The 8,246-nt window shown below is 71.1% G+C and carries 7 protein-coding genes; 5 read left to right on the top strand and 2 right to left on the bottom strand.

From position 1 onward, the window contains the following. The first annotated feature begins 640 nt into the window (after positions 1 to 640). From AB0B63_RS31520 to AB0B63_RS31500, 5 genes are all read left to right on the top strand, one after another. Positions 641 to 2,317: an ABC transporter substrate-binding protein gene (locus tag AB0B63_RS31520; RefSeq protein WP_357025509.1), complete on the top strand. Its 1,677-nt coding sequence runs from the start codon at positions 641 to 643 to the stop codon at positions 2,315 to 2,317. Positions 2,318 to 2,416: 99 nt separating this feature from the next. After that, on the top strand, positions 2,417 to 3,424 hold the full coding sequence (locus AB0B63_RS31515) for an ABC transporter permease (protein ID WP_208567678.1): 1,008 nt from the start codon (positions 2,417 to 2,419) through the stop codon (positions 3,422 to 3,424). A 152-nt stretch (positions 3,425 to 3,576) separates the two neighbouring features. Beyond that, entirely contained in the window at positions 3,577 to 4,518 is a 942-nt protein-coding gene (locus AB0B63_RS31510; protein WP_176739055.1) for an ABC transporter permease, read from the top strand. Between the two features lie 127 nt (positions 4,519 to 4,645). Beyond that, positions 4,646 to 5,632 carry an ABC transporter ATP-binding protein gene (locus tag AB0B63_RS31505; RefSeq protein WP_208567679.1) on the top strand — a complete coding sequence of 329 codons (987 nt, stop codon included), beginning with the start codon at positions 4,646 to 4,648 and terminating at the stop codon, positions 5,630 to 5,632. Between the two features lie 191 nt (positions 5,633 to 5,823). Next, complete coding sequence (locus AB0B63_RS31500; protein WP_208567919.1) at positions 5,824 to 6,900, top strand: oligopeptide/dipeptide ABC transporter ATP-binding protein; 1,077 nt, start codon at positions 5,824 to 5,826, stop codon at positions 6,898 to 6,900. 142 nt (positions 6,901 to 7,042) lie between these two features. On the opposite strand, the gene AB0B63_RS31495 is transcribed toward AB0B63_RS31500, so the two are convergent. Both AB0B63_RS31495 and AB0B63_RS31490 read right to left on the bottom strand, forming a co-directional pair. Then, positions 7,043 to 7,534, bottom strand: a complete 492-nt coding sequence (locus AB0B63_RS31495; RefSeq protein ID WP_357025503.1) for a hypothetical protein — start codon at positions 7,532 to 7,534, stop codon at positions 7,043 to 7,045. Continuing rightward, positions 7,516 to 8,175 carry an HNH endonuclease family protein gene (locus AB0B63_RS31490; protein WP_357025501.1) on the bottom strand — a complete coding sequence of 220 codons (660 nt, stop codon included), beginning with the start codon at positions 8,173 to 8,175 and terminating at the stop codon, positions 7,516 to 7,518. The genes AB0B63_RS31495 and AB0B63_RS31490 overlap by 19 nt, the downstream gene beginning before the upstream one ends. Positions 8,176 to 8,246 lie beyond the last annotated feature (71 nt).

Here is an 8,246-nt window from a genome sequence, read left to right as displayed (position 1 = left end):
CCGGGGAGGTGGGCCGCTCGTGCCGGGGAAAGGTGTAACGACCGGGGTCCCTAGGCCATTCCCACACGGATGCGGGGGCGGGCCGGTCGGGGGTGGTGCTGCGGTCGTCCGTGGGAGGTGTAACGACCGTCGGTGCCCGCTCATTCCGCCGGGGGGCGTCGGGCCGGGCGGCCGGGGGTGGTGCTGCGGTCGTACGCAGGGTGTAACGCCTGCGGGCCGGCCCGGATTCCGGCCCGGGGGTGCCGCCGGTCACGGGACGTCGACCCCATGACACGCAGACCGCGCGGGCGGGCGCGCAGCGTACTCCCGGAACCGGACACGGCGCGCACGACGGCCGTTACGGTCCCCGACCGGTGCCCCGCCGACCGGGCTGCGGGAGGCGGTCGGGTGGGCCGGTGCCGGCGGGTGACCGGGAACGACCGCGGACTCGGATGGTCCGGGCGGTTGCGGACATATCCCCGAGGTACCGCTGTGACAGTCCTGTTTGTCGGGAGATCCGGCGGTGTCAGACCTTGCGCTTGGTGTCGGCTTGATAGCGATTGCCTAACGGGCGTTCCGCTTCGGTGTGACGTGTCATAGCCTCCCGCTCACGGACCGAGCCATGGACCGGCGTTGTTCAGGCGGATGACAGAGGTGAGAGATGCAGGCGAGAAGGCTAAGGACGGCCGTGAGCCTCGTGGCCGTTGCAGCCCTGGCGGTCGGCGCGGCCGGCTGTGCGGAGAGCGACCGCGGCGATGACAGCAGTGGCGAGGCCAAGACGGGCGGCACCTTCATCTTCGCCGGTGCCGGTGACCCGAAGAACTTCGACCCGATCTTCAACGACGACGGTGAGTCGTTCCGGCCGGTCCGGCAGATGTACGACACGCTGATCCAGCACAAGCCGGGCACGGCTGACCTGGTGGGTGGCCTGGCCGAGAGCTGGGAGCACGACCCCGACGGCAAGGTCTGGACCTTCAAGCTGCGCCAGGGCGTGAAGTTCCACGACGGCACCCCCTTCAACTCGGCCGCGGTCTGCTACAACTTCGACCGCTGGTACAACATGAAGGGCGCCGCCGCCCAGTCGCAGATGATCTACTACCAGGACGTCTTCGGCGGGTTCGCCAAGAACGAGGCCGAGGGTGCCGGCCAGGCGCTCTACAACAAGTGCGAGGCCAAGGACGAGGGCACCGCCGTCGTCACCCTCAACCAGTACAAGGGTGCGTTCCCCGGCGCGTTCGCGCTGACCGCGCTCTCGATCGCCAGCCCGGAGGCCCTCAAGAAGGGCGACGCCGACACGGTCAAGCAGAACGGCGACTCCTTCGAGTACAGCTCGTTCGCGACCACCACCCCGGTCGGCACCGGCCCGTTCACGTTCGGCGGCTGGGACAAGGCCAAGAACGAGATCACCCTGAACCGCAACCCCGACTACTGGGGCGAGAAGGCCAAGGTCGACAAGGTCATCATCAAGGTGATCAAGGACGAGAACACCCGTAAGCAGGAGCTGCGCGCGGGCACCGTCCAGGGCATCGACTTCCCGGCTCCGGCCGACCGCAAGGCGCTGTCCGGTGAGGGCTTCCAGGTCCTCGACCGCCCGGCGTTCAACATCCTCTACCTGGGCATCAACCAGAAGAACCCCAAGCTGAAGGACCTGCGGGTACGCCAGGCGATCGCCTACGCCCTCAACCGTCAGCAGCTCGTGCAGACCAAGGGCCCGGGTGGCACCAAGGTCGCCGACGAGTTCATGCCGGACACCGTGCTCGGCTACGCCCCGGACGTGCAGAAGTACGAGTACAGCCCGGACAAGGCCAAGCAGCTGCTCAAGGAGGCCGGTGCGGAGGGGCTGACCCTCAACTTCTACTACCCGCCGGACGTCTCCCGGCCGTACATGCCGAACCCGCAGGAGATCTTTACCGTCCTCGCCAACGACCTGCAGGCCGTCGGCATCAAGGTCAACGGCACGCCGCGTCCGTGGAACGGTGGTTTCAAGGACGACGTGCAGCAGTTCGGCAAGCAGGACCTGCACATCCTCGGCTGGACCGGCGACTACAACGACCCGGGCAACTTCGTCGGCACCTTCTTCGGTCGGGGCAAGGTCGAGTTCGGTGACCAGGCCATGACCGAGATGTTCGACGCGATCGCCAAGGCCGACGGCACCGTCGACGAGGCGGGCAAGAAGGCGGCCTGGGAGCAGGTCAACCGCGACATCGCCGCCAAGTGGCTGCCGGCCGTGCCGGTCTGGCACGCCCCGCCGGCCATCGTCGTCACCAAGGACGTGCAGGGGCTGGTCGCCAGCCCGCTGACCGACGAGCGCTTCAACACGGTCAGCGTCAGCAAGTGACGTCCGTCGGCTGACGCCGTAGGCGTGCATCGGCCCGGGTCGGGAGCAAGTGCCGGCCCGGGCCGATGCCGCGAACATCGAGAGTCTGGTGTGTGAGAGATGTTGCGAGTCATAGTCCGCCGCCTGCTGCAGCTGGTGGTGACGCTGATAGCGCTGTCCGCGCTGATTTTCGTCTGGTTGCGCAACCTGCCCGGCGGGCCGGTCGAGGCGCTGCTCGGCGAGCGGGCCACCCCGGAGCGGCGAGCGCTGCTGATCAAGGCCCTCGGCTACGACCAGCCGATCCTCGTGCAGTACGGCAAGTTCATGCAGCGGGTCATCACCGGGGACCTGGGCAACTCGATCCGCTCCGGTGACCCGGTCACCGACGTCATCGCCCGCGCCTTCCCGGCCACCATCGAACTGGCCGTCGCCGCCATGATCATCGCGGTCGGCCTGGGCGTGCCGCTGGGCTACCTCGCCGCCCGTTACCGGGGCCGACTCCTCGACAACCTGACCATCGCCGGCACCCTGCTCGGCATCTCGATCCCGATCTTCTTCCTGGGCTACCTGCTCAAGGACGTGCTCACCCAGGACATCCACTGGTTCCCGCCGTCCGGGCGGATCAGCACCGGGATGGACAACACCACCGTGACCGGGTTCTACGTCCTGGACGGCCTGCTCACCCGGGAGTTCGACGCCAGCGCCGACGCGCTCTGGCACCTGATCCTGCCGGCGGTCACGCTGGCCACGATCCCGCTGGCGGTGATCGTCCGGATCACCCGGGCCAGCGTGCTCGACGTGCTCAACGAGGACTACGTGCGGACCGCCGAGGCGAAGGGCCTGCGGCACCGCACCATCCGGGGCCGGCACATCCTGCGCAACGCCCTGCTGCCGGTGGTCACCACCATCGGTCTGCAGACGGGCGCGCTGCTCTCCGGCGCGGTGCTCACCGAGAAGGTCTACAACTGGGGCGGCCTCGGCACCCTGATCACCGACTCGATCAGCGGCGGCCGGGACTATCCGGTGCTCCAGGCGATCATCCTGCTCGCCGCGTTGGTCTTCGTACTGGTCAACCTGCTGGTCGACCTCTCCTACGCGTTCATCGACCCGAGGGTGCGTGTGCGATGAGTGACCCGACCACCCGCCCCGGCGTGGGCAAGCCCCGCACCGGCGACACCCCCACCGACCAGCCCGCCGAGGGCCCGGCCGCCGACGGGCAGCCCGGCGAGAACCCGACCGGCCAGCCCGGCGAGACCCCGGCACAGCGGCGGGAGCGCAGCATCGGTCGACTCGGCGACCGTAAGCGGGCCCGGCTCGACGAGTTGGCGCGGGCCACCGCGGACCCGGGCGGGGTCAGCCTCTACCGGGACGCGCTGCGCCGGCTGCGCCGCAACCCGGTGGCCATCGTCGGTGCCGTCATCGTCGGACTGTTCGTGCTGGTGGCGATCTTCGCGCCGCTGATCGCCCCGCACGACCCGGTGCAGCGGTTCGACGAGCTGACCCGGGACCTGACCGTGGACAGCATCCCGGGCGCCACCGCCGGGCACCCGTTCGGCTCGGACCCGCTCGGTCGGGACTTCTTCTCCCGCATGATCCACGGCAGCCGGCAGACCCTCTTCGTCGGCGTGCTCGCCACCCTGATCGGCCTCACCCTGGGCGTACTGCTCGGTGCGGTGGCCGGTGCCTTCGGCGGCTGGGTCGACGTCGTGCTGATGCGCCTCACCGACGTGATGCTGGCGCTGCCCAGCCTGCTGCTGGCGATCACCCTGGTCGCGATGGCCAGCCGGTCGAGCCAGTGGACGGTCATCTTCGCGGTGGCGATCGTCAGCGTGCCGATCTTCGCCCGGCTGCTGCGCGGCTCGATGCTCGCCCAGCGGGAGAGCGATCACGTGCTCGCCGCGCGGGCGTTGGGCGTCAAGGAGCGCAACATCGTCCTGCGGCACATGCTGCCCAACTCGCTGACCGCGGTGATCGTGCAGGCCACCCTGACCTTCGCGGTGGCGATCCTGGACGCGGCGGCGTTGTCCTTCCTCGGCCTCGGCGACCCGGACATCAACCGGGCCGAGTGGGGGCTGATGCTGGGTGTGGACGGCCAGCGCTACTTCGAGGTCCGCCCCGAGCTGGCCTACTATCCGGCGCTCGCGATCATCGTGGTCGCGCTCGGTTTCACCCTGCTCGGTGAGGCGATGCGTGAGGCGATCGACCCGAAGAACCGGCGGTGACGGCGGTGCGGCAGGTCGGTGTGCGACCCGCCCGACCGGGGGCCGGCGGTCCCGGGCCGGGCGGTCACCCGGTGGGCCGGCGACCGCAGCCGGGAGCGAACGACCAGCACAGTGAGGAAGTGACCCGATGAGCCTGCTCGACGTACGCGATCTGAGCGTGGTGTTCCAGCGCCGGGGCGAGCGGCCGTTCGCGGCGGTCGACCAGGTCAGCTTCACGGTGGAGCCGGGGCAGACGGTCGGCCTGGTCGGCGAGTCCGGCTGCGGCAAGAGCGTGACCAGCCTGGCCATCATGGGGCTGCTGCCGAAGCGGGGCAACCGGGTCACCGGCGAGGTGCTGTTCGAGGGCACCGACCTGCTCAAGCTGCGCCCGGACGACCTGCGGGACCGGCGGGGCCGGGACATCGGCATGATCTTCCAGGACCCGCTGTCCTCGCTGAACCCGGTCATCCCGATCGGGGTGCAGGTGGCCGAGGTGCTGGAGCGGCACCGGGGGATGGACCGGCGCAAGGCGCTGCGGGAGGCCCGGGAGCTGCTCGACGCGGTCGGCATCCCCGACCCGGACCGCCGGCTGACGGAGTTCCCGCACCAGATCTCCGGTGGGATGCGGCAGCGGGCCCTGATCGCCATCGCGTTGGCCTGCAAGCCCCGGTTGCTGATCGCGGACGAGCCGACGACCGCGCTGGACGTCACCATCCAGGCGCAGATCCTCACCCTGCTCAAGCAGCTGGTCGACGAGACCGGCACCGCGCTCATCATGATCACGCACGATCTCGGGGTGGTGGCCGGTCTCTGCGACACGGTCAACGTGCTCTACGGCGGCCGGGTGGTGGAGCGGGCCGCCCGGCACGAGCTGTTCGCCCGGCCCCGGCACCCGTACACGCACGGGTTGCTCAGCTCGGTGCCCCGGCTCGACTCGCCGCGGGGCGAGCGGCTGCACGCCATCCGGGGTTCGGTGGCCGACAACATCCCGTGGGTCGAGGGCTGCGCCTTCGCGCCGCGCTGCGACAACGTGGTGGACGCCTGCCTGGACGGCCCGCCCCCGTTGGAGCCCACCGCCACCGGCGGCGACCTGCGGTGCAACAACCCTGTTTCGGAGGAGGTGGCGGTGCCGTGACCGAACGGACCGGACCGGAGAACGAGGCCGCGACCCAGCGGTCGGCCACGGACGAGGCCGCGACCGGGCGGGTGGGGACGGACGACGCCGCGACCGGGCTGCCGGGAACGGAGGCCGGTACGACCACCGCGCCGGGCGACGCCGGGGCCGGGCAGCCCGGGCCGGGGGACGCCACCGGGCAGGGGCGACCGCTGATCGAGCTGCGCGACGTCAAGGTGCACTTCCCGATCAAGAGTGGCCTGCTCTTCGACCGTACCGTCGGCTACGTCTACGCGGTCGACGGCGTCTCACTGTCGATCAACGCGGGTGAGACGTACGGCCTGGTGGGCGAGTCGGGGTGCGGCAAGTCGACGCTCGGCCGGGGCCTGCTGCGGCTGGTCGAGCCGACCGACGGTGAGATCGTCTTCGACGGTGCCGACGTGCGCGCGCTCAAGGGCGAGTCGATGCGCAAGGCCCGCCGCCGGATGCAGATGATCTTCCAGGACCCGTTGTCCAGCCTGGACCCCCGGCAGTCGGTGGAGTCGCTGCTGGTGGAGGGGCTCAAGGCGCACGGGCTGGCCGACGACAAGGAGGCGACGAGCCGGCGGCTGCGGGACACCCTGAAGGCGGTCGGGCTGCCCGCCTCGGCGTTGAGCAAGTACCCGCACGAGTTCTCCGGCGGGCAGCGCCAGCGCATCGGTATCGCCCGCGCACTGGTCCTCGACCCGGATCTGATCGTCGCCGACGAACCCGTCTCCGCCCTGGACGTGTCGATCCAGGCCCAGGTGCTCAACCTGCTGGAGGACCTCCAGAACGAGCGCGGGCTGACGTACCTGATCATCGCGCACGACCTGGCGGTGGTCCGGCACATCGCCGACACGGTCGGGGTGATGTACCTGGGTGGGCTGGTGGAGGAGGCGTCCAGCGACGACCTCTACCGGGAGCCGATGCACCCGTACACCAGGGCGTTGATGTCGGCGGTGCCGGTGCCGGACCCGCTGGTGGAGGACCGGCGGGAGCGGATCCTGCTCGCCGGTGACCTGCCGTCGCCCACCAACCCGCCGGCCGGCTGCCGGTTCCACACCCGGTGCCCGTGGGCGCAGCCGACCCGCTGCGCCGACGAGCGGCCGGCGCTGCGGGACGTCGTGGGCGGGCACCGGGTGGCCTGCCACTTCGCCGAGGACATCGCCGCCGGGCGGCTCCGCCCGCACGACGTGGCGCCGGAGCTGGTCCGGCCGGACGACGGCGGGGCGCCGGGCGACACCGGTGAGCTGATCCCCACCCTGTGAGCACACGACGAGGGCCCCTTCCCGGGTACGGGAAGGGGCCCTCGTCACGCGCCACGCCGATCGGGCGGCCGGCGGGACGGGTGCGGGCCGCCGCAGGTGCGGTGATCCCCGGCGACGCCGACCGGACCGCTGCGGTGCCGGGTCAGCCCTCGGGACGGTGCAGCAGGGCCACCGCGATGGTGTGTACGGCGTCCAGGCCGGCCGGGTCGTCCAGCTTGGCGGTCCCGCCCGTCACCGCGTACCACTCGTCGGCGTCCTTGTACTGGACGGCGAGGGTGACCTGGCCGTCGGCGTACCGGGACTTCAGGGTCAGCTCACCGGTCACCACACCGACCTCGTCGGTCATCACCCCACCGGGGCCGGCGACCAGGTCGGCGGTCAGCTCGCGGGGCGTACCGTCGCCGCCCGCGTCGGCGGTCATCCCCGCGCCGGGCACCTCGGCCGAGCCGGCGGCCCGGCCGTCGGCGGTCATCCCGGCGGTGGCCGCCGCTGCGGCCCCGCCCCCGTCGACCCCGTCGCCGGCCGGTGCCGCCCCCTCGGGTGCCGCCCCGGCTCCGGTCGTTGCCGCCCCGGCCGGGTCGGCCCCGGCGTCGGCACCGCCCGGACCGGTCGGTGTCAGCGCTTGCCCGCCCATGTGCACCCTCCCAACATGTCGGTGATGGCGGCCTTCTCGGCGCTGGTCACCGTCAACTTCCAGTGGTGCTTGACCTCTACCCAGTGTTCCGCGTACGTGCACCAGTAGGCGCGGTTCGGCGGTTTCCACTGCGACGGGTCCTGGTCACCCTTGGACCGGTTGGAGCTGGCCGAGACCGCGAAGAGCTGCGGCCGGATCAGGTCGTTGGCGAAGTCACCCCGCTTGGCGTCGTCCCACTCGTCGGCGCCGGAACGCCACGCGTTGGCCAACGGCACCATGTGGTCGATGTCCACGTCGGAGGGGTCGGTGAAGGTCCGACCGTCGTAGACGCTCTCCCACCGCCCGCCGACCACGTTGCAGCCGGAGAGGCGGATGTCCTTCCCGTCCCGCTGGAGCACGCTGTCCCGGACGTCGCAGTTCTTGCCGGTGTCCCGCCAGTGCGGAAAGCGGTCGCGGCTGTAGCCCTTCATCGAACCGGCCTCGGCGACGGTCAGCTCCGCGAGCTGCTCACCGACGTTGCCGGAGTTGCCGGGTGGCGCCTCCGGCTCGGCCACCGAGACGTCACAACCACCCGCGCCGAGGGCGAGCAGCGCGGCAAGGGCCGCCGCCACCGCCGCGCGGCCTCCTGATCTGGTACGCACAGACGACACCTTTCCAGCTTGCGGGCTTCCGGCGATCCCGCACAGTACCCAAGCACGGTTTCCGCATTTCG

The sequence above is a fragment of the Micromonospora sp. NPDC049081 genome (assembly GCF_040648835.1).
Taxonomy (GTDB): Bacteria; Actinomycetota; Actinomycetes; order Mycobacteriales; family Micromonosporaceae; genus Micromonospora; species Micromonospora antibiotica.
Note: the sequence above shows the minus strand (reverse complement) of the source record. Positions and strands in the feature narration are given on the sequence as shown.